The sequence below is a fragment of the Streptomyces sp. NPDC090442 genome (genome assembly GCF_044769405.1).
GTDB lineage: Bacteria > Actinomycetota > Actinomycetes > Streptomycetales > Streptomycetaceae > Streptomyces.
Window position 1 is genome coordinate 1 of sequence record NZ_JBIVXW010000060.1, and the last position, 24,467, is coordinate 24,467.

Here is a 24,467-nt window from a genome sequence, read left to right on the forward strand (position 1 = left end):
CAAATCCGACCCCGCCACCCGCTGCGCGGTCCGCGTGATCCGCCCCAACGGCGACAACACCCGCCCCGCCATCGCATAACCAAAAGCGAACGCCATGATCGCCAATCCCAGCAGCGTCAACAGTGAACGGTTGAGGAACTGGCCCAGCGCCAGGGCGTGTTGGTCCCGCACGCAACTGCTGATCGCGGCGTTGATCTCGTTGACCGTGCCGGACGTCGGCAGGGCGGGGCAGTTGACGTCGCTGATCTTGAGGTTGCTGCCGACGACCCGGAAGTCCGGGGTGGCCTGCTTGAGGGTGTCGGCCGCCAGCACGCAGATGATCGCGAGCAGGACCACGCCGGCCATCAGGAACATGCCGCCGTACAGCAGCGTGAGCCGCATCCGGATCGTCGGACGCAGCCGGAGCAGTCGTCCGGCGCGCCGCGACGGATCGGGCAGCGGGCCCCGGGTGGAGTGCGGGGAGACGGGCGCCGGCGTCGCGGGTGGCGGGGGAGCGGTCGCCACGGCGGTCAGCCCTGGTGCCCCGACGCGTCGGGCACGGGAGCTGACGTCGGGATGACGAGAGGGCGCACTGCTGTTCCTTTGTTCCTTCCTCAGATGTCCTGAGGCAGAGAGAAGTTGCCGAGAGAAACCCATACTGCTCGAAGACGGCGTAAATCGGCAGTAAGTATGGAACTGGTGAGGATGGTGAGCGTGCGAGGCGACCTGAGGCGTCTTCAGGCGCCGTTCGGCCGTTGGGAACCCGCCCCGCTGAGCGAGGTCCGCGAACGGTTCGGTGGGCTGGGGGTCCGGTGGTGGGTGGCCGGCGGCCTCGCGGTCGAGTTGGCGGTGGGGCGGGAGCTGCGGCCTCATGGGGACGTTGACGTACTGCTGCTGCGACGCGACCAGTTGACGGTGCAACAGGCGCTCGCCGGCTGGGAGTGGTGGGCCGCCGATCCGCCGGGGAGCCTGCGGCCCTGGGCGCGGGGCGAGGAACTGCCGCCGGGGGTGCACGACGTCCGGTGCCGGCCCGGCCCCGACCGCCCCTGGCGGATCCAGGTCATGCTCGACGAGTCGGCGGGAGCGGAATGGGCGTCACGACGCGATTCCCGGGTTCGCAGGCCGATCGACGCGGTGGGCATGATCTCGCCCGAGGGGGTCCCCTTCCTGACCCCCGAGATCCAGCTCTACTACAAGGCCAACGCGCCGCGCCCCAAGGACGAGACGGACTTCGAGGCGGCACTGCCCGTTCTCACGCCGCGGCAACGGCGCTGGCTGGCCGGGGCGATCACACGCTCGTACGGGAAGCCGGCTACGGCCGGGGCGTCACCTGGAACTGGACCCGGGCATCCCTGGGTTGCACGCTTGCGGACGGGGCCGGAGGCGGATCCGGAGTAGGGGCCGGGCTCTGTGGGGCGCTGGTGCCCGGTACCGGTGCAGCGGACGGTCCGCCGGTCCAGCCCGCTCGCCGTGTGTGGGAGCCCTCTTGACCCGCTCCGTAACGTCGCGGATGGAGTGTTGGTGTCGGTGCGTCATCTCCGGTTCACCGTCGGCTGGTGGGCTTACGTCCCGTTGGGCCAATTGCCCACGTTCTCGGGATCGTTCAAGGAGACTCTTCGATGCACAGACCCTCCCGCCGTCGCCTCGCCGCAGCCACCGCCCTGGTTGCCGCCACCGCAGCCGGGGTCGCCGTGACCACCGTGGCCGGTGCCGCGGACACCAGGCAACGAGCACAGCGCGCCATCCAGGGTGGCAAGGCGAAGAACGTCATCCTGCTCATCGGTGACGGCATGGGGGACTCCGAGATCACCCTCGCCCGCGACTACGTGGTGGGCGCCAACGGCCGCCTGAACATGGACAGGTTCCCGCTCACCGGCGCCTACACCACGTACGCGGTGCACGCGGACGGCACCCCGGACTACGTGACCGACTCGGCCGCGAGCGGCTCCGGTTGGGCGACCGGTCGCAAGACCGTCAACGGCCGCATCTCCAAGACCCCGGACACCGACCGGGCCCTGCCGACCATCCTCGAACTGGCGCAGAAGAAGGGCTACGCCACCGGCAGCGTCACCACCGCCGAACTCACCGACGCCACCCCCGCGGTGCTCGCCTCGCACGCCACCGACCGCTCCTGCCAGGGCCCCGGCGACATGGCCAAGTGCCCCAACGACACCATCGCCAAGGGCGGTCCGGGCTCGATCGCCGAGCAGTCCGTCGACCACAAGGTGGATGTGTTGCTCGGGGGCGGCAAGCAGCGCTTCGACCAGAAGGTGACGGAGGGGAAGTACAAGGGGCTGTCCGTCACCCAGCAGGCACAGAAGTTGGGCTACCAGGTCGTCACCGACGCCGCCGGGCTGAAGGGCGCCAAGGCGGGCAAGCCGGTGCTGGGCCTGTTCGCGCCGGGCAATGTGCCGACCGAGTGGACCGGCAAGCCGGCGGCCGTGGGCGGGACCGACCCGCAGCGGTGCGCCACCACCAACTCCGGCCGCCCGTCGGGCACTCCGAGCCTCGCGGACTCGGCGAGCAAGGCCATCCAGCTCCTGGAGTCCAAGCAGAAGCACGCCAAGAAGGGCTTCTTCCTCCAGATCGAGGGCGCGTCGATCGACAAGCAGGACCATGCGGCGGACCCCTGCGGCCAGATCGGTGAGACGGCCGCGTTCGACCGTGCGGTGAAGGTGGCTCGCGACTACGCGGCCAAGCACCCCGACACCCTCGTGGTGACCACCGCCGACCACGGCCACACCAGTCAGATCGTGCCCCTGGAGGCCACCCCGCCCGGTCTGACCTCCACCCTCGTCACCAACGAGGGGCAGAAGCTGAAGGTCAACTACTCCACCAACACCCCGGGCAAGTCGCAGGAACACACCGGCACCCAGGTGCGGATCGCCGCCCAGGGCCCCCAGGCATACCGGGTCCTCGGCGTCACCAACCAGACGGACCTGTTCACCACCATCCGTGCGGCGTTGGGCCTGCGCTGAGGATGCGGTAGGGCACCGGGCGGGGGCTACCCCCTCCCGGTGCCCTACGCGTCGTGCCCGCTGCCCGCTGCCCGCTGCCCGCGGCGCCGTTCAGGGCCGCGGCGGGCCGGGCGGGACCCGCTCCAACGCGTGCCAACTGACGTCCCGTTCGCGCTCGGCGGCCTCCGCGCGGCCGCCGCCGCGGATGCCGAACAGCCGCTTGGCGAAGAGCAGATAGGCCACCACGGCGAGGTTGATGACCAGGGTGAGGACCTTGGTGACGGTCACCCGGGACATCAGCTCGTAGACCTCCGGGACCAGGAGAACGGTGGTGGCGACGAACGTCAGGTACTCCGCCCACCGCTTGGCGAACCACAGTCCGACCGCCTCCACGCCCTCCAGTAGGGCGTACGCGGCGATCACCAGTCCGATCAGCCACAACGTGGAGGAACGCACCGCGAACGCCTTGGCGACCTCGCCCAGCAGCCCGCGTTCGGAGACTCCGCCGGCCCCGCCCAGACCGTTCTGGAGCAGGTCCATGAACCGGTAGAACGGTGCTTGGAGGCTCGCCCGTTCGTCCGCGAAGGCCAGGATGCCGGCGGCCAGTGCGCCGAGCACCACGAAGTGCAGCAGCCGGTCGATCGCGATCAGCCGCAGGACGTAGCGGTCGCGGAGGGGCTTGCCGCGCAGCGGGAGGGTGATCTCGTCGCGGTCGGGCGGGTGGGGGCGGTCGGGGTGCGGCGGGGGAGTCACCGGCAGCCAGGCATCGCAGCGCAGACAGCGGTGCCAACGCAGCCCGTCCCGGTCCTCGCGGACCAACAGGCCGTCGGCGGGCCGCACTTGCTCCGCTCCCACGCCTTCGAGGTGATGGCCGTGCAGCGCACAGCCGAGCAGCTCGTAGCGTAGTCGCCGCTCGTCGCCGCCGGTCCCGGGCGCCGGGGTCGACGCGGTCCGGTCCTCCTCCTCGGCCATGAATACCTCCGGTCGCGAACGGGAAGGGGCGCTCGGGTGCCTGTCCTCGGGTGCCTGCGGTGGGTACCACGGGCGGCCCGAGGCCAGTCTGGAGCACCTCGGGCGACGATTCCGGCAATGCGATCCGGGGCGCGCCCGACCGCGCTCAGCCAGGCAGCACCAGGTGGTACTCGACCGCCCGTCGCGTCGTGGGGGCGAAACCGAGCGAGACGAGCGCCGTCTCGTAGACCTCGTCCTCGGGCGCGACGAAGGTCTCCACCACCCGCACCGCGGCGAGTTCGCCGCTCACCCGGCGCACGGCCATCGACACCAGCGCCGCCAACGCCTCGGAGGTCCCCTCCTCCTGCCGGTCGTGGGCCAGCACCGCCCGGTCGCCCTCCACCTCCACATCGCACCAGGCGTCGCCGACCGCCACCCGGAACGGGGCGCCCTCCGCGGTCGGCCGCTCCGCCGGCCGGCTCACGGGAGCGCCGGGCGCGGTGGCCGCCAACTCCCGCCGCCACCAGCGGTACACCTCGTCGCCGGCGACGGCCCCCAACTCCTCCAGCGCGGCGGCGACGGCCAGGGGCAACTCCCCGCCCTCCTCGACCCAGCGCAACGTCCGTCCGCCGGCCTCCCGGACGACCGGCGCCGCCGCGCGCAGCAACGGCGCCCGAACGTCCAGCGAACCGTCCACCACCCCCACGAACCGGAGCTCGGGATCCGCCGCGCCCAGGTCGACCACCGCGACCGAGCCGACGACCGCCCCCGCCTCCCGCGCCACCACCACGGTGCACGTGCGCTCGTCCGCCCAGTGCTCCTCGATCCGGCGCTCAGCAGTCGTCCCGCGCTCCCGGTGAACCTCGATAGAAACCGACATGGGGCGATTGTCCCATGTCGGGGGCGTGAGTGCGTAAATATGTTCGATTCGCGCGCGCTTCCGTGCGGTCAACTGGCTGCCTGCAACGGCCAGTCGCGGCCGGGTGGCGTGGCGGGATGGCGAGGGTGGGTACTGCGGAGACCCGGCTGGTGGTGCCGCGCGGGAACAGCGCCTCCGGGAAGTCGACGGTGGCGGCCGAGATCCGGCGGAGCTTCGGTCGCGGACTGGCGCTGGTCGGCCAGGACAACCTCCGGCGCGTGGTCCTCCGCGAGCGCGACCGGCCCGACGCGGCCAACGTCGGCCTGATCGAAGCCGTTGCCCGGTACGCCCTCGACGCCGGCTACCACGTCCTCGTCGAAGGCATCCTCCACGCGGCCCACTACGGTGCCATGCTCCGACGACTGTGCGCCGACCACCGCGGCCCGACGCACTGTTACTACCTGCACGTGCCCTTCGAGAAGACGCTGCGCCGGCACGCCACCAAGCCCCAGGCGTTCGAGTGCGGCGAGGCCGAAATGCGCGGCTGGTACCGGGAGTTGGACCTGCTCGGTGAGCCTGTCGAAGGCGTCATCGGCCCCGACACGCGCTCGCCGACAGGGTGCGGCGCATCATGTCGGACACCGGCCTGGCCGCGCTCCCGCCGTTGGAGAGTTGAGTGGGGGAGGGTGAGGGGCTGGTGTGAAGTCGCGCCGTAGGGGGCGGGTCCCGGGCGTCAGTGCACGGTGACCGTGACGGTACGGGAGACCGAGTGGGTGCGGGGGTGCTTGTCGTTGGGGGAGCGGCCCTCGAAGAGGACCGCGCGCAGGTAGAGGTGACCGCGCAGCGCGGCGCGCACGCCGGTGTTGACGGTGCCGCCGGCGTGGCGCACGGGCTTGGAGCACTTCACGGTGCGCCAGGCACCGGTGCCCCAACGCCGTTGCACGCAGACCTTGTTGTACGACGCGTTGTCGTCGGTCGCCTTGCCGGTGGCGTGGACGAGCCCGCCCCGGCCGACCGAGCGCGGACCGGCGGCGAAGGTCAGGGACGACTTGGCCGAGGCCGGTACCGCGGTGATGCCCAGCGAGGTCACCGCGAGGGCGCCGATGAGCGCGGCGTGCAGGGTGCGACGGTTGTGGCGGGTCATCCTTTTCTCCTCCGTGGCCTTTTCGATGGGCTTGGGCATCCGACGTGGTGGAAGCCGCCGCATCAGGTGGCTACCCGGATGATCACACCACCTTACGTCTCCTTTACCCTGCGGGAGACAGTTTTGGGTATTTCTTGGAGAAGTGGGTGCACTGCGTGAAGTTGAGCCGAGTTTCCGCCGTTGTCGCTGCTGCCGCGATGGCGCCGGCCGTGGTGTTCTCGTCGCCGGCGGTCGCTGCCGACCACGCCGCGTCGCCGGCCGCCACCGCGCCGGACCCGGCGTCGTCGGCCACGCCCGATGAGCCGGCAGGGGACGGCGACTCGACGGCCGCCGAGCGCGACCGGGCGGCGATCCGGCGGATCCTGGCGGACGACAAGAGCGGCGTGGGGCTGCGGTCCGCGGCCCAGGAGGCGCTCGACGGTGGGCCCGCGGCCATGCGGCACTTCCTTGAGGTCGGGCAGTACAAGGAGCGGGACGAGGACAACCGGGTGGCGGTCGCGCAGATCATCGCGCGTGACACGTCGGGGCCTTCGGTCCGCGGGGCCGGGCTGCGGGCGTTGCACGGCACGGCCGAGGAGCGGGTGCGCTTCCTGGCGTCCGGCTGGCGTGCGGCGCAGGCGACGGATGACCGGGTGCGGGCCATGCAGGTCATGAGCGTCGGCGGGCCCGAGGTGAAGGCGGCCGGGACGAAGGCGCTGGACGGTACGCCGGCGGACGTCCGCCACTTCCTGGAGGTCGGCCAGTACGAGGCCCGCGCCCAGGACGAGGCGGCCGAGGCCGAGCGTAAGGAGCAGGAGAAGCAGAAGGAGAAGGCAGCGCAGGAGGCGCGGGAAGCGGAGGCGAAGCGGAAGGCCGAGGAGGAGGCCGGCAAGCGGAAGCCCGCCCCGAAGCCCGAGGGGGAGAGCGGTAAGCCGGCGGCCGACGCCCGTGCCGACGGCGTCCGGCCCGCGTCCGCGTCGGATGCCGGCCCGGTCCCCGCGGCCGGCGGGCATGAACTGGCCGCCACCGGCGCCGGATCGGCCACCCCGTGGGCCGTCGGCGGCTCGGCCGTCGCCCTCACCGCCGGCGCGGGGCTCGTGCTGGCGGCCCGTCGCCGCACCGCGCGCCAGGACTGACGCGCCGCGCGGGCCTCGCCGTCCACCCGTACGGCGAGGCCCGCGCGTCGTCGCGCCGTTGGCGCGCCGGGGGTCAGTCCGCCAGTGTGGCCAGGCCCTCGGGCAGCGTGCCGGTGTGGAGCACGCCCAGCCGCTGGGTCGCCCTGGTGAGCGCGACGTAGAGGTCGCTGGTCCCGAACTCCGCCGGCTCGGCGACCAGTACGGTGTCGAACTCCAACCCCTTGGCCTGGCGCGGGTCGAGGAGCACCACCGGGCTGGTCAGGTCGGGCACGGGACCGGCGGACGCGGTCGGCAGGGCGGCCGCCAGTTCGGCGCGGCGCTCGGGCGGGGCGATGACGGCGAGCCGGCCCCGGCCGTCGCGCCGCGTCTCGCGGGCCACCGCCTCCGCCACCGCCGCCGGCAGGTCGTCGGTGCGGTGGGCCCACGGCGGGACCCCGGTGGAGCGGATCGAGGTGGGCGGCACGAACGACGGGTCGGTGGCCCGGGGGACCTCCGCCGCGGCCGTCATGATCTCGGTCGGCGTGCGGTAGTTGACGCCGAGCCGGACGTGCTCCCAGCGGTCCTCCAGGTAGGGCGCGAGGATGGTCTCCCAGGAGCCGCAGCCGCCCGGTTCCGAGGTCTGCGCGGGGTCGCCGACCAGCGTCATCGAGCGGGTCGGGCAGCGACGCATCAGCAACCGCCAGAGCATCGGCGAGAGTTCCTGCGCCTCGTCGACGATGATGTGGCCGAAGGCCCAGGTGCGGTCGGCCGCGGCGCGTTCGGCGGCGCTGCGGTGGTCGGCCTCCTCCTGGCGCTCGGCGAGCCGGTCCGCGTCGATCAGGTCGTGCGCGGCCAGCACCTCCGAGTCCTCGTCGTCCTTGTCCTCGAACTCCTGGGTGCGCGAACCGTAGGAGAGGTCCAGCACGCCCTGGGCGTACGCGATGCGCTCCTGGCGTTCGGCCTCGGCGGCGGCCCGGGCGGCCGAGTCGTCGTCGCCGAGGAGTTCGGCCGCCTCGTCCAGCAGCGGGACGTCCGCCGGGGTCCAGTCGCCGCCGGTGCGGCGGATCGCCTCGGCGTCGGCGTCGGGGAGGTGGACCGGATCGGCCAGGAAGTCGGCCACGAGCCGCTGCGGGGTGAGCGTCGGCCACAACTCCTCGATGGCGTCGTGGACTTCGCGGCTGGTGGCGACGGCCTTGCCGAGCTGGGCGAGGTCGTCCGGGCCGAGGAGGTTCGGGCCGCCGTAGGGGTCGGCGCCGATCCGCTCGGCGAGTTGGGCGGTGAGCGCGTCGATCACCTGGAACGCGAAGTGCGGGCGCGCGAGGTTGTGCGGCAGCCGGGTGGCGCGGGCGCGTTGCCGGGCCGCCGCGGCGATCTCCGCGTCCAGGTGCAGTTCGCCGTCGTCGTGCGCGATGACGAGGGTGGGCTCGGGGAGGCTCTGCCGGTCGGCCACGAACCGTGCGAGGGCCTCTGCTGTCGCGAGGTTGCCCTTGACCTCGGCGGCGCGGGGTGTGTCGACGCCGGTCGCGGTCACGCCGGGGAACAGCTCGCCGGGCGTCGCCAGCAGCACGCCGGTCTCGCCGAGCGAGGGCAGCACCTGACCGATGTAGCCGAGGAACGCCGGGTTGGGGCCGACGATCAACACCGCGCGGCGGGCGAGCTGTTCGCGGTGCGCGTACAGCAGGTACGCGGCCCGGTGCAGTGCCACGACGGTCTTGCCGGTGCCCGGGCCGCCCTCGACGACGAGCACGCCGTGGTGCGAGGCGCGGATGATGCGGTCCTGGTCGGCCTGGATGGTCTGCACGATGTCGTGCATCCGGCCGGTGCGTGCCGCGTCCAGGGAGGCCAGCAGGATGGCGTCCGCGTCCTCGTGGCCGGTGCGTTGGGAGTCGGCGAGGTCCAGGATCTCGTCGTGCAGTGCGGTCACCCGGCGGCCCTCGGTGGTCAGGTGGCGCCGGCGCCGCAGGCCCATCGGGGTGTGTCCGGTGGCGAGGTAGAAGGGGCGGGCGACGTCGGCCCGCCAGTCGATGACCAGCGGAGTGTGGTCGGCGTCGTCCCGGCGGATGCCGATGCGGCCGATGTGGTGGTCGCGGCCGTCCCGGAACGCCAGCCGGCCGAAGCACAGCCCGTGTTCCCCGGCCTCGAAACCGGCCAGCAGCTCGGCCTGTTCGGCGACCATCACGTCCCGCTCCAGCCGCGCCTGGAAGGTGCCCTCCGCTTGCGGCAGGGCCCGTTCCAGTGCGTCCTGTGCCCCGGACCGCAGGGCGTCGAGGCGTTCGTGGAGCAGGTCGATGAATTCCTGCTCCTTACGCAATTCCTCGTTTGACAATTCAGCTCCGCTCGAATATCCTGTGCAGCAGTGAGTTTGAGTGGTTAATTCTTCTTCGCGATATGCAAACGCTCAATATACGCGGAGAATTACCCCACCTGTCAATCCCCGATCGCAGAGAGCTGCGTCGGGGATTTCTTGTTTATTCCGTCGAGCGGGGAGCGGCGGTGTCGCGACCGACCGGCCGGTCGCCGCTGGGTCGGGACCACCACAGGGCCTCACCGTGCGTCAGGCCGGGCAGCCGGAGCTCGGCGGCGCGCACCCGGCCGGCCGGGATGACGCCCTTGACCAGCCATGACGACGTACCGCCGGCGGTCTCCTCGATGTCGGCGCCCAACGCGGCCAGGCAGGAGGTCACGGCCGGGAGGGCGTCCAGCGGGATGTCCACGTCGAAGGCGTGGCACGGCTCGTAGACGTGGGTGCCGGCGCGCGCCAGGGCGCGGGCGAGTACCACCGGGGTCAGGCCCCGGAAATCGCCCGCCGTGCTCAGCGGGCCGACGAATCCGGAGCGGGTGAGGGTGACCGTGCAATCGGTGACCGCCCAGCCGTGCGGGCCGGTGCGGAGCGCGGTGTGCACGGTCTCCTCGATCGCCACGTGGAAGGCGCGGGGGAGCGCGCCCAGTTCGGTTTCGTAGCGGAAGGCGATGCCGGTATTCCGCGGTGTGGGCTCGACGCGCAATCCGACGGTGGCCCAGAAACCGCTCGGGCTCGGGGCCCGGCGCCCGATTTCCTCGTGCGCCTCGGCGGTGCCGGCGGGGCGTTCCAGGCGGACGGTCCGGCTGGGTTCGAAGACCGCCTCGATCCCGAAGTCGTTGACCAGCGTTGCCGCGAGGATCTCCTTCTGGACCTCGCCGTAGAGCAGTACGGAGGTGGCGCCGTCGGGCTCGGCGTTGGCGTGGATGAGCGGGTCCTGTTCGGCGAGGCGCTGCAGCGCCGCGTGCAGCCGGGATGCCGCGCCGGGCGCCGCGTTCCGGGGGCGGACGAGCGTGCGGAGGGTCGGGGCGCGGAAGTGCGGCGGGCGGGGGCCGTCGTCCCGGCCGGTGGGGTCGGACAGCCGGTCGCCGACCCGGGCCTCCGTCAGACCGGTGAGCCTGCCGATCTCGCCAGCAGTCAATTGGCGTGTCGAATCAGGGGAGTTGGCGCCGTTTGTCGGGCGTCCGACGACGTGCAGGGAGGTGATCTGGCCGGTGTGTGTCAGGCGCGTGCCGTCGGGGCGGTGGCGGTGCAGGGTCACGCGTTGGCGCGCGGCCAGGGTTCCGGAGAACAGGCGCAGGTATGCGGTCTTCTTGCCGGACGCCGCGCGCTCGACGGCGAAGACGGTGCCCCGCGGGGGCGTCGCGGCGGCCGGTTCGGGGCCGTTGCCGGTGGGCGCGGGGCGCAGCAACTCCGTGAGGCCGTCGACGAGCGCGCGGACGCCCTGGCCGCTGCGGGCCGAGCCGCAGTAGACGGGGTGGACCCGGCCGGCGCGGACCTGCGCGGCGAGCGCGGTGCGCAACTCGTCGGCAGACGGGAACGGGCCGTCCACGACGCGGGCGAGCAGCGCGTCATCGGTTTCGGCGAGCGCCTCGGCGACCCGGTCGCGGAACGTGGGCTCGGCGTCCAGCGCGTATGGGAGCGCGCGGGCGGACGGCGTGCCGAGGTCCCGGACCGCCGTCATGGGCACGAGGTGCGGGGCCAACTTCCGCCGGACGTCGGCCAGCAGGGCGTCGCCGCGGGCGCCGCGCCGGTCGATCTTGTTGACGAAGAGCACCACCGGCAGCCGCAGTTCGCGCAGCGTCCGCATCAGGACGCGGGCGTGGGCCTGGACCCCCTCGACGGCGGAGAGCACCAGCACGGCGCCGTCCAGGACGCCGAGGACGCGCTCCACCTCGGCCACGAAGTCGGCGTGACCGGGGGTGTCGATGAGGTTGATCTGCGTGCTGCCGACGGCGAAGGAGGCCACCGCCGAGCGCACGGTGATCCCGCGCTGCCGCTCGATGGCTCCGGTGTCGGTCTGGGTGTCGCCGGCATCGACGCTGCCGAGCCGGTCGATCGCTCCGGTCTCGAACAGCAGACGCTCGGTCAGGCTGGTCTTACCCGCGTCGACGTGCGCGAGGATGCCGATGTTCAGGGTGTGCTCGATGTTCGGGGTGTGCTTGATGTGCATGGGGGTCGAAGTCCTCGAAATTCACCGTCCGGTAGGGGCGCTGGGGGTTTTCGAGGAATCGGCGCACGGGGGTTCTCCTGCTCTGTGGGGGAACGACGGGGACCAGCCTGTGGACTTCGGACGGTTCGGGCAACTGGTTTTCGGCGGCGCGCGAAGGGGCCGGAGGGAGCTGCCCCTCCGGCCCCTGCCGCGTTCGTCGGTGTGCCGGTTCGTTCGTCGCTCGTCGCGTCGGTCGGCGCTCGCTGCCCAGGTCGGTGCTGGTGGTGCCGGTCAGTGCTCGCGGTTCCGTCCCAGGGTGAAGCGGTACAGGAGGAGGACGATCAGGGAGCCGACGATGGCGGCGAGCCACGTCGAGAGGTGGAAGAAGCCGTTGATCGAGTGCACCCCGAAGATCACCTTGCCGAGCCAGCCGCCCAGCAGGCCGCCGGCGATGCCGATCAGCATGGTGATCAAACAACCGCCGGGGTCCTTCCCGGGCATCAGGGCCTTTGCGATGGCTCCGGCACAGAGGCCGATCAGGGCCCACGCGATGATTCCCATGTCCGCACCCTCTCCTCAAGGCCAGTCAAGGCCGGTCGATGCGTAAAGACTCGTGGTCGCCCGCGGTTCTTTCACCCGGGCTTACGGCGAACGTGTGACGGGCGACGATCAACGTCGGTTGATTGGCCAGGTTGCTCAACCTAGGCTTATGAACATGACTCATAGCTCGGACGTCGACGATCTGGCCGGTGCGCTCTACGGAAGCATCGGCCTGCTGGCCCGCCGGCTGCGTCAACTCCAGGCGCCCGGCGAGCTCACGTTGCCCGAGCGCGCCGCGTTGTCGCGCCTGGACCGGGGCGGCCCGACCACGGCGGCCGAGCTGGCGCGGGCCGAGCAGATCACGTCCCAGGCGATGGGGACCACGCTCGGCGGGTTGGAGGAGCGCGGCCTGGTCGAGCGGCGGCGCGACCCCCACGACGGCCGGCGGATCATCATGTCCGTGACCGAGGCCGGCTTCGAGGTGCTGCGGCACAAGCGGGACGCCCGGTCCAAGCAGGTGGCGCAGGCCCTGCGGGAGCGGTTCACGGAGGCGGAGTTGGACACGCTGAAGGCGGCGGCCCCCCTCATCGAGCGCCTGGGCGACAGCTTCTGACGCCGAACGCGGCGTTTCCGTAACGGAGTTGGGACGGCGCGCAGGCCGGTCCTCCACCTGGCGGTGGAGGGGGTGGGTGGAGAGCGGGCCCGACGGGTCCGGCCCGGGGGTCGATGCGCCTCCACCCGTGCGGCTTCTAGCGTCGTAGACGGATCACCGTGGTGCCGGAGCGACCGGCGCCGGACCGCTGGAGGCCGCCGTGAAATCCGTTCGGACGCGCGAGGCGCACCCGTTACGCGCCGTGTGCGTATCGCTGACCGTCAACCTTGTGCTGCCGCTGGGCCTGTACTACGTGCTGCGGGCGCAGGACGTCGCGCAGTGGCAGGCGCTGCTGCTGAGCGGTGCGGTGCCCACGGCGCACGCGTTGGGCGCGGCCGTGGTGCGGCGGCGCGTCGAGGTCTTCGATCTGGTCGTGGCCGGGCTGTTGGTGGTTTCCGCGGGCCTGTCGGCGGTCAACGGCAGTCCGCGGATGCTGCTGCTGAAGGACGTGGCCATCCCCGTCGTTCTCGGGCTGTGGCTCCTGGGCACGCTGCTGGCGGCCCGGCCCTTCGCGTTCCACTTCGGCCGCCGGTTGCGGGGGCCGGCCGGGGAGGCGGTTGCGGACCGCGCCTGGCGTGAACTTCCCGCGTTCCGGACCGCGTTGCGGGGGTTGACGCTCCTGTGGGGCGGTTCCCAGATGCTCGATGCCGCGCTGAGCGCGGTGGCGGCCTGCACGCTGCCGGTCGATGTGGTGCCGGTGATCGGGCGGTTCCAGTCCCTCGGCATCCTCGCCGCGGTGGTGGCGCTGACGGTGCGCCGCAGCCGCGTCTTCCGTAGGCGGTACGGCATCCCGCTGTTCGGCGCGGGGGCTCGGGCCGGGGAGGGGACAGCGCCTCCGGGGGCGGGCACGGGGACGGCGGCGGCCGACGGGCAGGCCCGGGCCGCGGAGGGCGCCGTGCGGGCGTGAGGCCATGTGCGGGGCGGGGCGTGCCGGCAAGGTGGCCCCGTCGGCAGGGGTGAGGAGGATAGGAGTTGGGGTGGGCGGCGTCACGGGGTGGCCGGTGCGTCGTTGGACCGGTCGACAATCCGCTCTCCCTCAACTGGAGCCAGTCATGAACTCCGTAGCACGTGGAACCGCCCCGGTCCGTGGTCGTGAACGCGGGCGCGCGTTCGCCCGGGGCCGGGCGGCCGTGGCCGTGGTGCTCGCCGCCGGCGCGGTCCTGGGCACCGCGGCGGCCGCCGACGCCGCCGACCTGGGCATGCTCCTCTACACCACCCCGACCGGGAAGAAGGCCAGCCTGAGCCAGCCCGAGCCCGGCCATTGCTACACGGTCAAGGGCGACGGCCTCGCCGCCAACCTCTCGCTGGTCGGCAAGACCGCCCACTTCTACCCCAAGGCGCACTGCGGCGGGGTGCCGGTCGCCAACCTCGGCTCGGGCAAGCACCAGAAGGTGCGCTTCTCCTCCCTGCGCGTCGACGCCGACTGAGCCGCGGGCGTGGCGGGACGGGGGAGCGCCGGTGGGATGCCGTCCCGCCGGCGCATGCTCAACTCCCTTGTGGTTCGGAGGAGTTGCAACTCCGCCCGGCCCAGGAACCGGGCGGGCGGGGCCGTGCCTCTACGTGCGGGCGGTGAACTGGTCCAGTAGGCGGTCCAGTGCGGCGTCGCCGAACATCAGGGTCAGGTTGGCGTGGGACTCGGCGGCGGAGGCGGCGCTGCGGGGGAAGAGGGCCTTTTCGTAGCTGGCCAGGGCGGTTTCGGCGTCGTGCGGGTGGGCGGCGAGTGCCTGGCCGAGTTCGGCGCCGTCCAGCATGGCGAGGTTGGCGCCCTCGCCGGCGAACGGTGACATCAGGTGCGCGGCGTCGCCCAGCAGCGTCACTCCGGGGGTGCGGGGCCAGCGGTGGTCGACGGGCAGGGCGTGGATGCGGCGCGGGACGAGTGCGCCGTCCGCGTCCGCGACCAGTCGGCGCAGGCTTCCGTCCCAGTCCGTGAAGTGCGCGAGGAGGGTGCGCTTGGCGGTGTCCGGGGCGGTGAAGTCGATGGTGTCGAGCCAGTCCTCGGGGGCCTTGACCGCGGTGTAGACGTGCAGGCTGCCGTCGGTCTCGCGGTGCGCGAGCATCCCCTTTTCCGCGCCCAGGCAGATGAAGAAGCCGTCGCCGATCAGGGCGGCGCTGGCCGGGTGGCGGGCGTCGGCGTCCAGGAGATCGGTCTCGACGAAGGAGATGCCGGTGTAGGCGGGTTGGGCGGGGGAGAGCAGGGGGCGCACGCGGGACCAGGCGCCGTCGGCGCCTATGAGGAGGTCGGTGGTGAGGGCGGTGCCGTCGGCGAAGGCGACCTCGTGGCGGCCGTCGGGCAGTGCGCGGGCGGCGAGGGCCTTCTTGCCCCACTGCACCGTGCCGTGCGGGAGGGAGTTCAGGAGGAGGTCGCGGAGTCGGCCGCGGTCCACTTCGGGGCGGGTGCCGTCGCCGTCGTCCTCCTCGGCCAGGCGGACCGTGCCGTGCGGGTCGAGGATGCGGAGGGCCTCCCCGCCGGCGTGCACCAGGGCGCGGAAGTCGTCGTGGAGGCCGGCCGCCCGCAGCGCTGCCTGGCCGGAGTCCTCGTGGATGTCGAGCATGCCGCCCTGGGTGCGGGCGTCCGGCGACGCCTCCAGGTCGAAGACGGTGGCCTCGATGCCGTGTACCTGGAGGACGCGGGCGAGGGTCAGGCCGCCGAGGCCGCCGCCGATGACGGCGAGGGGGTGGTGGGTGGTCGCGGGGGTGGTCATGGGGTGGGCTCCTTGCGGGTGGCGCGGGCCCCGGGACGCTGCGGGGCGGTCAGGTGGTCTGGGGGCGGTCCGATCGGGCGGTGGCCGGCATTCCGTTGATCAGGGCGTGGAAGCCCCAGGCCAGGCGGGCTTCTCCGGTGCTGGTGAACAGTTCGGGGCCGAGTGCGTTGAGTCGGGGGAACGCCTGGGCGGAGGCGCCGTGCACCGCGGTCATCAGGGCGTTGTGCTCGTCCTGGGCGTGGGGTGCGGCGTCGCGGGTGGACTGCTCGGCGGCCGTCGCGGTGCCGAGCAGGAGGAGCGCGTCCACGCCCCAGGCGGCCCGGTCGTCGGCGACGCCGCCCTCGGCGAGCAGGGTCAGGACGGTCTCGACCAGTCGCAGATAGTGCGGTCCCGAGAGGCGGGTGACCATCGCCGAGCGGGCCAGTTCGGGGTGTGCGAACAGCACCTCTGTGTAGGACGCCAGGATGCGGACCAGTCGCTCGCGCCAGTCGCCCTTGGCGCGGGCCGGCCGGAGGTCGACCTCGCCCAACAGCTCGTCCAGGACGGCCGCGTGTAGTTCGGCGGTGTGGGCCACGTACACGTAGAGCGAGGCCGGGCCGGTGTCCAGTTCCTTGGCCAGGCGTCGCATGGTCACCCGCCCCAGGCCCTCGCTCCGCATCAGTGCGACCGCGGTCGCGATGATCCCCTCGCGGGTCAGGGCGGGCTTGGCGGGGCGCTCGCGGCGGCCGCGGGGTGCCGGGGATTCGGTGCTCCCGGCTGAGCGCGGTGCGGTGGGGCCTGGCGTGGTGGGCATGTCTTCACGGTAACGAACATGTTCGTGGCGAACAAGTTCGTTACGAACGTGTTCGTCGCTGGTGGCGGGGGTGAGGTCGGGGGTGGTGAGACGGGAGGAATTGGGTAGGCGGTCCGGATCCCCGCCCCGCTACCGTTGGCGCTGCTTCCGCGCCCGCCGGCGTCGGCGGGCCGGCACCGACGAGGAACGAGAAGGATGACGGGAATGGACCTGACCGCACTCACGCGCCCCGAGCTGTCCGACCGGCTGGCCGCGCTCCGCGACGAGCACGCCCGGCTCAAGGGGCGCGGCCTGCGCCTGGACCTGACCCGCGGCAAGCCCTCCGCCGAGCAACTGTCCCTGTCCGAGCCGCTGTTCGGCCTGCTGGAGCCCGGTGACCACACTGCGCAGGACGGCACCGACTGCCGCAACTACGGCGGACTGCACGGCCTGCCCGAACTGCGCGCGGCGTTCTCCGCACCGCTCCAGGTGCCCGTGGAGCAACTGGTCGCCTTCGGCAACTCCAGCCTGGAGCTGATGTACGAGTGCGTGGTGGACGCCGTGCTGTTCGGCGTGCCGGGATCGCCCGCGCCCTGGCCGCGGGAGGGACGGACGGCGATGCTGTGCCCGGTGCCCGGCTACGACCGGCACTTCGGACTCTGCGAGAAGCTGGGCATCGAGATGATTCCGGTGCCGATGACCGAGGGCGGCCCGGACCTCGACGAGGTCGAGCGCCTGGTCGCCGACGAGCGGGTCAAGGGCATCTGGTGCGTCCCGAAGTACAGCAACCCCACCGCCGTCACCTACTCGCCCGAGACGGTGCGCCGCCTGGCCGCCATGGAGACCGCGGCGCCGGACTTCCGGGTGTTCTGGGACAACGCCTACGCCGTCCACGGCGTGCAGGGGGCGGACGAGTCGCTCGCCGACATCCTGACGCTGAGCGCCCAACACGGCCACCCCGACCGGGTGTTCGTGTTCGGATCCACCTCGAAGATCACCGCGGCCGGCAGCGGTGTCGCCTTCTTCGGCTCCTCGTCCGCCAACGTCTCCTGGCTGCTCGGCCACCTCTCGAAGCGGACCATCGGTCCCGACAAGCTCAACCAGCTCCGGCACGCCCGCTTCCTGCCCGACGCGCCGGCCGTGGCCGCCCACATGGAGCGCCACGCCGCCGTGCTGGGCCCCAAGTTCGAGCTGGTGGACACGGTGTTGGGGAAGCGGCTCGGCGGGAGCGGGGTCGCCTCGTGGACCCGTCCGCGGGGTGGCTACTTCGTGAGCCTGGACGTGTTGGACGGCTGCGCGGCCCGGGTGGTGGCGCTGGCCGGGGACGCGGGCATCGCGCTCACCCCCGCCGGGGCCACCTTCCCGTACGGCACGGATCCGCGCGACCGCAACATCCGCCTCGCGCCCAGCTTCCCCACCGTGGAGGAACTGCGCGACGCGGTGGAGGGACTGGCGCTGTGCGTCGAACTCGCCGCGGTGGAACGGCTGTCGGCGGACGGTGACGGGTCGCGGTAAGAGGCGTGCGCATCCCGGGGCGGGCGGCTTCCGTACGCGGTGGAGCCCGCCCGCTCCCGGGGGCACGCTCCGTGTTCCGTCGGGCACAGTGGGGCAAATCGGCTGGTCCCGTACGCCTGGGTGGCGGTGCCGGGCGCAGCGGTCGTAGCCTGCTGGCGCAGAGAGGCAGCGACAGCCCCGCGGGGACGTGTGCGGCCCGTGACGAGGTCCGCACCCCGCGTCGCAGCCGGTGTCCGAGGTGTCCACCATGCGAAGCGGCTGAGGAGCGGATATGCGAGTTCACAGGGCCACGGCAGCACTCATGATCTGTGCGGGGGCGGCGCTGGCGACGGCCACCGTGCCGGCCACCGCGACCGCCGCCACGACACCGCCCACCCCCACCCGCCACGTCGCAGTCATCGACTGCATCGGCCACGCCCAGGAGCGCCCCGGCAACTTCATGCTCGCGTGCGGCGACGGCAACAACGTCCTGAAGTCGTTGCACTGGTCGCAGTGGCGCGACCGGTCCGCGGTGGCGAAGGGCACGGACTTCGTCAACGACTGCAAGCCGTACTGCGCGGCGGGCCACTTCCACGGCTATCCGGTCAAGGTGCGCTTCGACACCCCGCAGCCCCGCGCCGGGCACTCCGGACAGCACTACACCCGGGTGACGTTGACGTACACCGGCGCCCGCCCGGCCGGCACCCCGCGGGTGGTCACCACGACGCTCTGGGGCTGACGGCACTCTCGCGGTGGCGGCGGGGCGCTTCCTCGCGGAAGCCCCCCGCCGCCACCCGTCGCGCCGTCCGACTACTTCAACCGGCCTGCCTTGACGAGCTGTTCGCTGCCCAGGCCGGTCGCGCCGTAGTTGGCGAGGTCCTTGCGGACCGCGGAGATCTGCGGGCGCTGGTAGAGGGGCAGGGAGTGGCCGAGCTGCCAGACCTCGGCGTCGGCCTTGTTGTAGAGGGCGATCTGCTGCTTCACGTCGGTGGTCCGGGACGCCTTCAGCAGCAGCCCGTCGACCTCGGGGGAGGAGACCCCGCCGTGGTTGGTGAAGGTGTTGTCGCCCTGCGGCATGCGGTAGCCGCTGTATGCCTGGGAGCGGAAGACCTGGTCGACCTGGCGGAACTGGCTGAGGTCGTAGTTGCCGCGGTGGATGTACTTGTCGAAGTAGTCGTTGGACGGCACCTTGCGCAGCTCGGCGTCGATGCCGAGCTCGGCGAGCATCTGCTGGGTGAGCTTGGCCTGGTCCGTGGCCAGGCCGGCGGAGTCCGACGGCTGGACGTAGTCCAGGGTCAGCTTCCTGCCGTCCTTGGTGCGCGGCTTGCCCGGGCCGTTGTCCCGCCAACCCGCCGCGTCCAGCAGCTTCTTGGCGCGGGCGACGTCCCGCTTGCCGAACGACCCTGAATTGTCCTGGTAGCCCTCCTGGTTGGGCATGAAGAAGTGGTTGCCGAGGACCTTGGGCCGGAAGGGCAGGTCCTTGCCGGCCACCTCCGCCAGCGCCTCCCGGTCGACGCCGAGCATCACCGCCTGTCGGACCCGGACGTCCTTGAGTGGGCCGCGCCGGCCGTTGAGGCTGAGGGTCACCTGGTCCCAGCGGGCGCCGATGCGGATGTCGGTGCCCTTGTCGCCCTTCAGCCGTTGGTACGCCTCGGGGCTGGCGGCGCTGGTGGAGTCGATCTCCTTGTTGAGGTAGGCGTCCACGTAGCTGGAGCCGTCCAGCGCCCAGAAGATGATCTTGTCCAACTTGGGTTTCCGGCCCCACCAGTTGGGGTCGGGCACCGCGGTGATGGTCTGCGCGGTCCGGTCGTAGGCGCCGATCCTGAAGGCGTTGGCGGTCACCGGGATGGTGCCGGCCCACGACGTGGCGAAGCTCTCCGGCGTGGCGTTGAGGGACGCCGGCAGGAGCGGGTCGAACAGCTTCTGCCAGTCGGCGTACGGGGTGCCGAAGGTGACCGTGACCTCGTGGTCGTCGGCGCCGCGGGCGACATCGGAGATCTGGTCGTAGCCGCTGGTGTCCGCGGCGGCGAAGCGCTTGTCCCTGCCGTTCAACGCCTTCCACTGGGCCTCGAAGTCCCGCCAGCCCAGCGGCTTTCCGTCGGACCACTTCGCCTTCGGGTTGAGGCGGTAGCGGACCACCTGCGGGTGGGTCGAGACCACCTCGGCGGAGGCCAGGAAGTCGGGGTTGGTGTGCGGGACGCCCTTGGCGTCGAGGAGGAACAGCTGCGGCTCGACCAGTTCGGTGATGCTGGCGGCGTCGCCCTGGGTGCCGTCGACCTGGTTGGGGTTGTACTGACTGATCCACTGCTCGATCGCCATCTTGAGGGTGCCGCCCTGCCTGAGGTCCGAGGCCGGGTGCGGATTGAGGCCCTGGGCGCCGGCGACCGGCGCCGAACCGCCCCGCGACGCGGTGTCCGACGCACCCCCGGACCCACCACAGGCAGTGAGCGCGGTGGCGGTGGAAAGGGACACGACGGCCAACGCCATGGTTCTGCGGGCCCGGTTCATGCTGCTCTTCCTCTCGGTGGACACCTCGCCGCGCGATCGCGCCGCACCGGCACCGTATGCCGGTCCAGACCATTCCAAAGTCCCAGGTCAGCGCATTTATTGAGGTTGCAATGAGGGGTTCACGCAACTGCCTGGCGGGCGGTGTTCGGTGGGATAGCGTCTGGCCGCACCACCCCCCTCGAAGGAAATCCACCCGTGCTCGCCCACCTCGCCAAACGCCTCGGCTACTACGCTCTGTTGCTGGCCCTGGCCGTCGTCATCTCCTACGTCCTGACCTCCCTCGCGCTCTCCCCACGCGGCTACTTCGAGGGCAGGCAACCGGCCCCACCACCCGACGCGATCGACGCCCAACTCACCGCGCTCGGCATCAACGACCACACGCCCCTGTGGGACCGCTTCGGCAACTGGCTCGGCCACGCGCTCCGCGGCGACCTCGGCCGCACCCTCGACTCCTCCGACGTCGGCACCGAGTTCGGCCGACGGATCGGCGTCAGCCTGCGGCTGCTGCTGACCGGCACGCTGCTGGGCACCGTCGGTGGAGTGCTGCTCGGCACCTGGGGCGCGGTGCGCCAATACCGGTTCTCCGACCGGGCCGTGACGCTCTTCGCGTTCCTGCTGCTCGCCACCCCGACGTTCCTGCTCGCCGTCCTGCTCAAGATCGGCGCCATCCGCACCAACCAGGCGGCCGGCCACGAACTGATCAGCTTCACCGGCGAGAAGACCCCGGGACTCACCGGCGGCCTGGCCACCCTCCTCGGCGACCGCGCGGGACACCTCCTCCTGCCCACCCTGGCCATCGCGCTCGGCACCGCGGCCGCCTACAGTCGCTACCAGCGCGGCACCATGCTCGACGTGCTCGGTTCGGACTTCCTGCGCACCGCCCGCGCCAAGGGCCTGCGCCGCCGCACCGCCGTCCTCACACACGGCCTGCGCACCGCCCTGGTCCCGATGTCCACCTTCTTCGCGTACGGGTTCCTGGGCCTGTTCACCGGCGCCGCGTTCACCGAGAAGGTCTTCGGCTGGCACGGCATGGGTGCCTGGTTCATCGACGCGGTCGGCAAGGGCGACATCAACTCCGTCGTCGCCGTCAACGTGTTCGCCGCGGTGGTGGTGCTGCTCGCCGGATTCCTCGCCGACGTGCTGCACGCCGCGCTCGACCCGCGCGTCCGCACGAGCTGAGGAGCCGCACATGAACCGCGTCGCCCTGCACCGCTTCGTCCGCAACCCCAACGCCGTCCTCGGCGCCGGCCTCCTGTCGCTGCTCTTCCTGCTCGCCTTCGCCGGACCGTACCTGACGCACTGGAGCCACACCGACGTCGACTACACCGCCCTGCGCCAACCACCCTCCGCCACGCACTGGTTCGGCACCAACAGCATCGGCCAGGACGTTTACGCCCAGGTGTTGCGCGGCCTCCAGAAGTCCCTGCTGATCGGTCTGTTGGTCGCCTTCTTCGCCACCGTCCTGGCCTCCCTCGCCGGTGCCTGCGCCGGCTACTTCGGCGGCTGGGCCGACCGGCTGACCACCCTGCTGATCGACCTGCTGCTGGTCTTCCCGGCCTTCCTGGTCATCGCGATCGTCTCGCCCCGGCTCCGCTCGGCGAGTTGGCTGGCCTTCGTCGCCCTGCTGGCCGCGTTCGGCTGGATGCTCACCGCCCGCGTGGTCCGCTCGATGACGCTCTCGCTGAAGGAACGCGACTTCGTCCGCGCGGCCCGCCTGATGGGCGTCCACCCGCTGCGCATCATCGTCCGCCACATCCTCCCCAACGTCGCCTCCTTCCTGATCGTCGACGCCACCATCGCGGTCGGCGGCGCGGTGATGAGCGAAACCGGCCTGTCCTACTTCGGCTTCGGCGTCCAGCCGCCGGACGTCTCCCTGGGCACCCTGATCGCCGACGGCACCGGGGCCGCCGTCACCTACCCCTGGATGTTCTTCTTCGCCGCCGGACTGCTGGTGCTGTTCGTCCTCGCCGTCAACTTCCTCGGCGACGGGCTGCGCGACGCGCTGGACCCGACCTCGGACCGGGCGCGACGGCGACGCACCGACCGGCGGCCCCGTCGCCGAGCCCACCAAGGGCACCAGCAGGGGCGTCCCGCCCCGGAAGGGAGCGTACGAGCATGACCGCACAGCCCACCCGAACCGCATCGCCGGCGGGCCCCCAACCGGCCGGTGACACCGACGCGGTGCTCCGCATCCGTGATCTGCGCGTCGACTTCGACGGCCCCCACGGCCCCGCCCCCGCCGTGCGCGGGGTGGACCTCACCCTGCACCGCGGCGAGGTCCTGGGCCTGGTGGGGGAGTCCGGCTCCGGCAAGTCCACCGTCGCCCTGGCCGCCATGGGCCTGCTGCCGGACACCGCCCGGACCACCGGCTCGGTCACCCTCGGCGACACCGAACTCGTCGGCGCGAGCGACGCCGCCCTCTCCCGCCTCCGCGGCCGCCGCATCGGCATGGTCTTCCAGGACCCGCTCTCCGCGCTCACGCCCGTCCACCGCGTCGGCGACCAGATCGCCGAGGCCATCCGCACCCACCACGACGTCCCCCGCGCGCACGCCCGCCGCCGGGCCGTCGAACTCCTCGACCTGGTCGGCATCCCCGACCCCACCGCCCGCGCCGCGGCCTATCCGCACGAGTTCTCCGGCGGGATGCGCCAACGCGCCCTGATCGCCATGGCCGTCGCCAACGAGCCCGAGGTGCTGCTCGCCGACGAACCCACCACCGCCCTGGACGTCACCGTGCAGGCCCAGGTCCTCGACGTGCTGCGCACCGCACAGCGCGCGACGGGCGCGGCACTGCTGCTGGTCAGCCACGACCTGGGCGTCATCGCCGGGATGGCGGACCGGGTCGCGGTGCTGTACGCGGGCCGGGTGGTGGAAACCGGGCCGGCCGCCGAGCTGTTCGCGACGCCCCGGATGCCCTACACGATGGGCCTGCTGGGCGCGGTTCCGCGACTGGACGCGGAGGAGGAGACCTCGTCGGTACGGACTGAGGTGACGTCAACTCGCCTGCCACGGACGCCACTTATCCCGATACCCGGCTCCCCGCCCGCGCCGTACGAGCTGCCCGCCGGGTGCGCCTTCGCGCCGCGCTGCCCGCTGGCCGACGATGCCTGTCGGACGGCCGAGCCGGCGCTGTTGCCGGTCGGTGCGGGGCGGACGCCGGAATCCCCGCTCGCGGCCTGCGTGCAGGCGGATCGGATCGCCGAGCGCGGGCTGACCGCCACCGACGTCTACCCGCAACCTTCGCCGTCCGCCGCCGGATCCGCGCCGACCCCGGCACCGGACCGGGACGACAACCCCGTCGCCGTCCTCAAGGTCACCGGCCTGGCCAGGACCTTCCCGGTCTTCAAGGGCGGGGTGTTCCGGCGCCGGGTCGGCAGCGTGTACGCCGTCGACGGCGTCGAGTTGGACCTCCGGCGCGGCGAGACGCTGGGGCTGGTCGGCGAGTCGGGCTCGGGGAAGTCGACGGCCCTGATGGAGATCCTCGGCCTGACCGCGCCCGAGGGCGGCACGGTGGAGGTGCTCGGTCAGGACACCAGGAGCCTGGACCGGGCCGCGCGCAAGCGCCTGCGTGGCGAGGTGCAGATCGTCTTCCAGGACCCGCTGTCCAGCCTCGACCCCCGGCTCCCCGTCGGGGAGATCATCGCCGAGCCGCTGCGCGCCCAGGGCGCCGACCGGTCCCATATCGCCGCCCGCGTACCGGAGTTGCTCCGCCTCGTCGGGCTCTCGCCCGAGCACGCGGACCGCCATCCGCACGCGTTCTCCGGCGGCCAGCGCCAGCGCATCGGCATCGCCCGCGCGCTGTCGGTGGAGCCGCGCCTGCTCGTCCTGGACGAACCGGTCTCCGCGCTCGACGTCTCCGTACAGGCAGGCATCCTCAACCTGCTCGCCGAACTCCGTGCCGCGCTCGGCCTGTCGTACCTCTTCGTCTCGCACGACCTGTCGGTGGTCCGGCACATCGCCGACCGGGTGAGCGTCATGTACCTGGGCCGCACCGTCGAACACGGCCCGGTGGAGCGGGTGTTCGGCGCGCCCCGCCACCCCTACACCCGCGCGCTGCTGTCGGCGGTGCCGCTCCCGGACCCGGTGCGCGAGCGCCGCCGCGAACGCATCCTGCTCGCCGGCGACCCGCCGAGCCCCACCCGGCGGCCCACCGGCTGCGGCTTCCGCGGACGCTGCCCGCTGTACGCGGCGCTGTCGCCCAGTCGCGACGCGGACCGCCGCGCCCGCTGCGAACGGGAGGTCCCGGCGCTGACCCCGACCGGCCCCGAACGGGCCGCGGCCGCCTGCCACTTCACCGACCAGCCGTAACCGCTTCGGCCCACCAGACGGGCGCCGCCGCCCCACAAGGGCCCGGCGCCCCACCC

The 24,467-nt window shown here is 72.4% G+C and carries 20 protein-coding genes and 2 pseudogenes; 12 read left to right on the forward strand and 10 right to left on the reverse strand.

What is annotated here, in order from left to right; genetic code table 11:
* Nucleotides 1-504, reverse strand: a pseudogene (locus tag ACIQU6_RS32530) (two-component sensor histidine kinase); the annotation flags it as partial.
* A 201-nt stretch (nucleotides 505-705) separates the two neighbouring features.
* Here ACIQU6_RS32530 and ACIQU6_RS32535 point away from each other — a divergent pair.
* Both ACIQU6_RS32535 and ACIQU6_RS32540 read left to right on the forward strand, forming a co-directional pair.
* A complete protein-coding gene (locus ACIQU6_RS32535; RefSeq protein ID WP_403485363.1) occupies nucleotides 706-1,377 on the forward strand; it encodes a nucleotidyltransferase domain-containing protein in 672 nt (223 codons plus the stop codon).
* Between the two features lie 221 nt (nucleotides 1,378-1,598).
* The gene (locus ACIQU6_RS32540; RefSeq protein WP_403485319.1) at nucleotides 1,599-2,957 is read left to right on the forward strand and encodes an alkaline phosphatase; all 1,359 of its coding nucleotides are present in this window, start codon (nucleotides 1,599-1,601) and stop codon (nucleotides 2,955-2,957) included.
* 90 nt (nucleotides 2,958-3,047) lie between these two features.
* Here ACIQU6_RS32540 and ACIQU6_RS32545 read toward each other — a convergent pair whose 3' ends face one another.
* A complete protein-coding gene (locus tag ACIQU6_RS32545) occupies nucleotides 3,048-3,908 on the reverse strand; it encodes a DUF2127 domain-containing protein (protein WP_403485320.1) in 861 nt (286 codons plus the stop codon).
* A 145-nt stretch (nucleotides 3,909-4,053) separates the two neighbouring features.
* Nucleotides 4,054-4,767 (reverse strand): hypothetical protein, encoded by a 714-nt coding sequence (locus tag ACIQU6_RS32550; protein WP_403485321.1) that lies wholly within the window; start codon nucleotides 4,765-4,767, stop codon nucleotides 4,054-4,056.
* Between the two features lie 116 nt (nucleotides 4,768-4,883).
* Between ACIQU6_RS32550 and ACIQU6_RS32555 the strand changes: the two are divergent.
* Nucleotides 4,884-5,422: pseudogene (locus ACIQU6_RS32555) on the forward strand (AAA family ATPase).
* Nucleotides 5,423-5,479: 57 nt separating this feature from the next.
* Here the strand turns inward: ACIQU6_RS32555 and ACIQU6_RS32560 are convergent.
* The gene (locus ACIQU6_RS32560; protein ID WP_403485322.1) at nucleotides 5,480-5,890 is read right to left on the reverse strand and encodes a hypothetical protein; all 411 of its coding nucleotides are present in this window, start codon (nucleotides 5,888-5,890) and stop codon (nucleotides 5,480-5,482) included.
* Between the two features lie 155 nt (nucleotides 5,891-6,045).
* On the opposite strand from ACIQU6_RS32560, the gene ACIQU6_RS32565 reads away from it, so the two are divergent.
* The gene (locus ACIQU6_RS32565) at nucleotides 6,046-7,005 is read left to right on the forward strand and encodes an LAETG motif-containing sortase-dependent surface protein (RefSeq protein ID WP_403485323.1); all 960 of its coding nucleotides are present in this window, start codon (nucleotides 6,046-6,048) and stop codon (nucleotides 7,003-7,005) included.
* Between the two features lie 73 nt (nucleotides 7,006-7,078).
* Here ACIQU6_RS32565 and ACIQU6_RS32570 read toward each other — a convergent pair whose 3' ends face one another.
* The 3 genes from ACIQU6_RS32570 to ACIQU6_RS32580 form a co-directional block, all read right to left on the reverse strand.
* On the reverse strand, nucleotides 7,079-9,295 hold the full coding sequence (locus ACIQU6_RS32570; RefSeq protein WP_403485364.1) for a HelD family protein: 2,217 nt from the start codon (nucleotides 9,293-9,295) through the stop codon (nucleotides 7,079-7,081).
* Nucleotides 9,296-9,452: 157 nt separating this feature from the next.
* On the reverse strand, nucleotides 9,453-11,456 hold the full coding sequence (locus ACIQU6_RS32575; protein ID WP_403485324.1) for a GTP-binding protein: 2,004 nt from the start codon (nucleotides 11,454-11,456) through the stop codon (nucleotides 9,453-9,455).
* Between the two features lie 270 nt (nucleotides 11,457-11,726).
* The gene (locus ACIQU6_RS32580; RefSeq protein ID WP_274917703.1) at nucleotides 11,727-11,996 is read right to left on the reverse strand and encodes a GlsB/YeaQ/YmgE family stress response membrane protein; all 270 of its coding nucleotides are present in this window, start codon (nucleotides 11,994-11,996) and stop codon (nucleotides 11,727-11,729) included.
* Nucleotides 11,997-12,150: 154 nt separating this feature from the next.
* Between ACIQU6_RS32580 and ACIQU6_RS32585 the strand changes: the two genes are divergently transcribed.
* From ACIQU6_RS32585 to ACIQU6_RS32595, 3 genes are all read left to right on the forward strand, one after another.
* Complete coding sequence (locus ACIQU6_RS32585; protein ID WP_403485325.1) at nucleotides 12,151-12,588, forward strand: MarR family winged helix-turn-helix transcriptional regulator; 438 nt, start codon at nucleotides 12,151-12,153, stop codon at nucleotides 12,586-12,588.
* A gap of 199 nt (nucleotides 12,589-12,787) precedes the next feature.
* Nucleotides 12,788-13,534 (forward strand): VC0807 family protein, encoded by a 747-nt coding sequence (locus ACIQU6_RS32590; protein WP_403485326.1) that lies wholly within the window; start codon nucleotides 12,788-12,790, stop codon nucleotides 13,532-13,534.
* Nucleotides 13,535-13,679: 145 nt separating this feature from the next.
* Complete coding sequence (locus ACIQU6_RS32595; RefSeq protein WP_403485327.1) at nucleotides 13,680-14,054, forward strand: hypothetical protein; 375 nt, start codon at nucleotides 13,680-13,682, stop codon at nucleotides 14,052-14,054.
* Nucleotides 14,055-14,183: 129 nt separating this feature from the next.
* On the opposite strand, the gene ACIQU6_RS32600 is transcribed toward ACIQU6_RS32595, so the two are convergent.
* The gene (locus ACIQU6_RS32600; protein WP_403485328.1) at nucleotides 14,184-15,329 is read right to left on the reverse strand and encodes an FAD-dependent oxidoreductase; all 1,146 of its coding nucleotides are present in this window, start codon (nucleotides 15,327-15,329) and stop codon (nucleotides 14,184-14,186) included.
* 49 nt (nucleotides 15,330-15,378) lie between these two features.
* The gene (locus tag ACIQU6_RS32605) at nucleotides 15,379-16,122 is read right to left on the reverse strand and encodes a TetR/AcrR family transcriptional regulator (RefSeq protein WP_403485329.1); all 744 of its coding nucleotides are present in this window, start codon (nucleotides 16,120-16,122) and stop codon (nucleotides 15,379-15,381) included.
* 204 nt (nucleotides 16,123-16,326) lie between these two features.
* Here ACIQU6_RS32605 and ACIQU6_RS32610 point away from each other — a divergent pair, with 204 nt between their 5' ends.
* Both ACIQU6_RS32610 and ACIQU6_RS32615 read left to right on the forward strand, forming a co-directional pair.
* The gene (locus tag ACIQU6_RS32610) at nucleotides 16,327-17,616 is read left to right on the forward strand and encodes an aminotransferase class I/II-fold pyridoxal phosphate-dependent enzyme (RefSeq protein ID WP_403485330.1); all 1,290 of its coding nucleotides are present in this window, start codon (nucleotides 16,327-16,329) and stop codon (nucleotides 17,614-17,616) included.
* Nucleotides 17,617-17,887: 271 nt separating this feature from the next.
* Nucleotides 17,888-18,334, forward strand: a complete 447-nt coding sequence (locus tag ACIQU6_RS32615) for a hypothetical protein (protein ID WP_403485331.1) — start codon at nucleotides 17,888-17,890, stop codon at nucleotides 18,332-18,334.
* Between the two features lie 71 nt (nucleotides 18,335-18,405).
* Here the strand turns inward: ACIQU6_RS32615 and ACIQU6_RS32620 are convergent, their stop codons facing one another.
* Entirely contained in the window at nucleotides 18,406-20,103 is a 1,698-nt protein-coding gene (locus ACIQU6_RS32620) for an ABC transporter substrate-binding protein (RefSeq protein ID WP_403485332.1), read from the reverse strand.
* Nucleotides 20,104-20,298: 195 nt separating this feature from the next.
* Here ACIQU6_RS32620 and ACIQU6_RS32625 point away from each other — a divergent pair, with 195 nt between their 5' ends.
* Genes ACIQU6_RS32625 through ACIQU6_RS32635 form a run of 3 tightly spaced genes read left to right on the forward strand, consistent with a single transcriptional unit; the run spans nucleotide 20,299 to nucleotide 24,411 of the window.
* Nucleotides 20,299-21,282 (forward strand): ABC transporter permease, encoded by a 984-nt coding sequence (locus ACIQU6_RS32625; protein WP_403485333.1) that lies wholly within the window; start codon nucleotides 20,299-20,301, stop codon nucleotides 21,280-21,282.
* A 10-nt stretch (nucleotides 21,283-21,292) separates the two neighbouring features.
* Nucleotides 21,293-22,222, forward strand: a complete 930-nt coding sequence (locus ACIQU6_RS32630) for an ABC transporter permease (RefSeq protein WP_403485334.1) — start codon at nucleotides 21,293-21,295, stop codon at nucleotides 22,220-22,222.
* Nucleotides 22,219-24,411 (forward strand): dipeptide ABC transporter ATP-binding protein, encoded by a 2,193-nt coding sequence (locus tag ACIQU6_RS32635; protein WP_403485335.1) that lies wholly within the window; start codon nucleotides 22,219-22,221, stop codon nucleotides 24,409-24,411. The genes ACIQU6_RS32630 and ACIQU6_RS32635 overlap by 4 nt, the downstream gene beginning before the upstream one ends.
* Nucleotides 24,412-24,467 lie beyond the last annotated feature (56 nt).

Coding starts and splice junctions, on each gene's coding strand:
- ACIQU6_RS32540 (WP_403485319.1), top strand. CDS start 1,599: ATGCACAGACCCTCCCGCCGTCGCCTCGCCGCAGCCACCGCCCTGGTT.
- ACIQU6_RS32545 (WP_403485320.1), bottom strand. CDS start 3,908: ATGGCCGAGGAGGAGGACCGGACCGCGTCGACCCCGGCGCCCGGGACC.
- ACIQU6_RS32550 (WP_403485321.1), bottom strand. CDS start 4,767: ATGTCGGTTTCTATCGAGGTTCACCGGGAGCGCGGGACGACTGCTGAG.
- ACIQU6_RS32560 (WP_403485322.1), bottom strand. CDS start 5,890: ATGACCCGCCACAACCGTCGCACCCTGCACGCCGCGCTCATCGGCGCC.
- ACIQU6_RS32575 (WP_403485324.1), bottom strand. CDS start 11,456: ATGCACATCAAGCACACCCCGAACATCGAGCACACCCTGAACATCGGC.
- ACIQU6_RS32580 (WP_274917703.1), bottom strand. CDS start 11,996: ATGGGAATCATCGCGTGGGCCCTGATCGGCCTCTGTGCCGGAGCCATC.
- ACIQU6_RS32585 (WP_403485325.1), top strand. CDS start 12,151: ATGACTCATAGCTCGGACGTCGACGATCTGGCCGGTGCGCTCTACGGA.
- ACIQU6_RS32595 (WP_403485327.1), top strand. CDS start 13,680: ATGAACTCCGTAGCACGTGGAACCGCCCCGGTCCGTGGTCGTGAACGC.
- ACIQU6_RS32600 (WP_403485328.1), bottom strand. CDS start 15,329: ATGACCACCCCCGCGACCACCCACCACCCCCTCGCCGTCATCGGCGGC.
- ACIQU6_RS32605 (WP_403485329.1), bottom strand. CDS start 16,122: ATGCCCACCACGCCAGGCCCCACCGCACCGCGCTCAGCCGGGAGCACC.
- ACIQU6_RS32610 (WP_403485330.1), top strand. CDS start 16,327: ATGGACCTGACCGCACTCACGCGCCCCGAGCTGTCCGACCGGCTGGCC.
- ACIQU6_RS32615 (WP_403485331.1), top strand. CDS start 17,888: ATGCGAGTTCACAGGGCCACGGCAGCACTCATGATCTGTGCGGGGGCG.
- ACIQU6_RS32620 (WP_403485332.1), bottom strand. CDS start 20,103: ATGAACCGGGCCCGCAGAACCATGGCGTTGGCCGTCGTGTCCCTTTCC.
- ACIQU6_RS32630 (WP_403485334.1), top strand. CDS start 21,293: ATGAACCGCGTCGCCCTGCACCGCTTCGTCCGCAACCCCAACGCCGTC.
- ACIQU6_RS32635 (WP_403485335.1), top strand. CDS start 22,219: ATGACCGCACAGCCCACCCGAACCGCATCGCCGGCGGGCCCCCAACCG.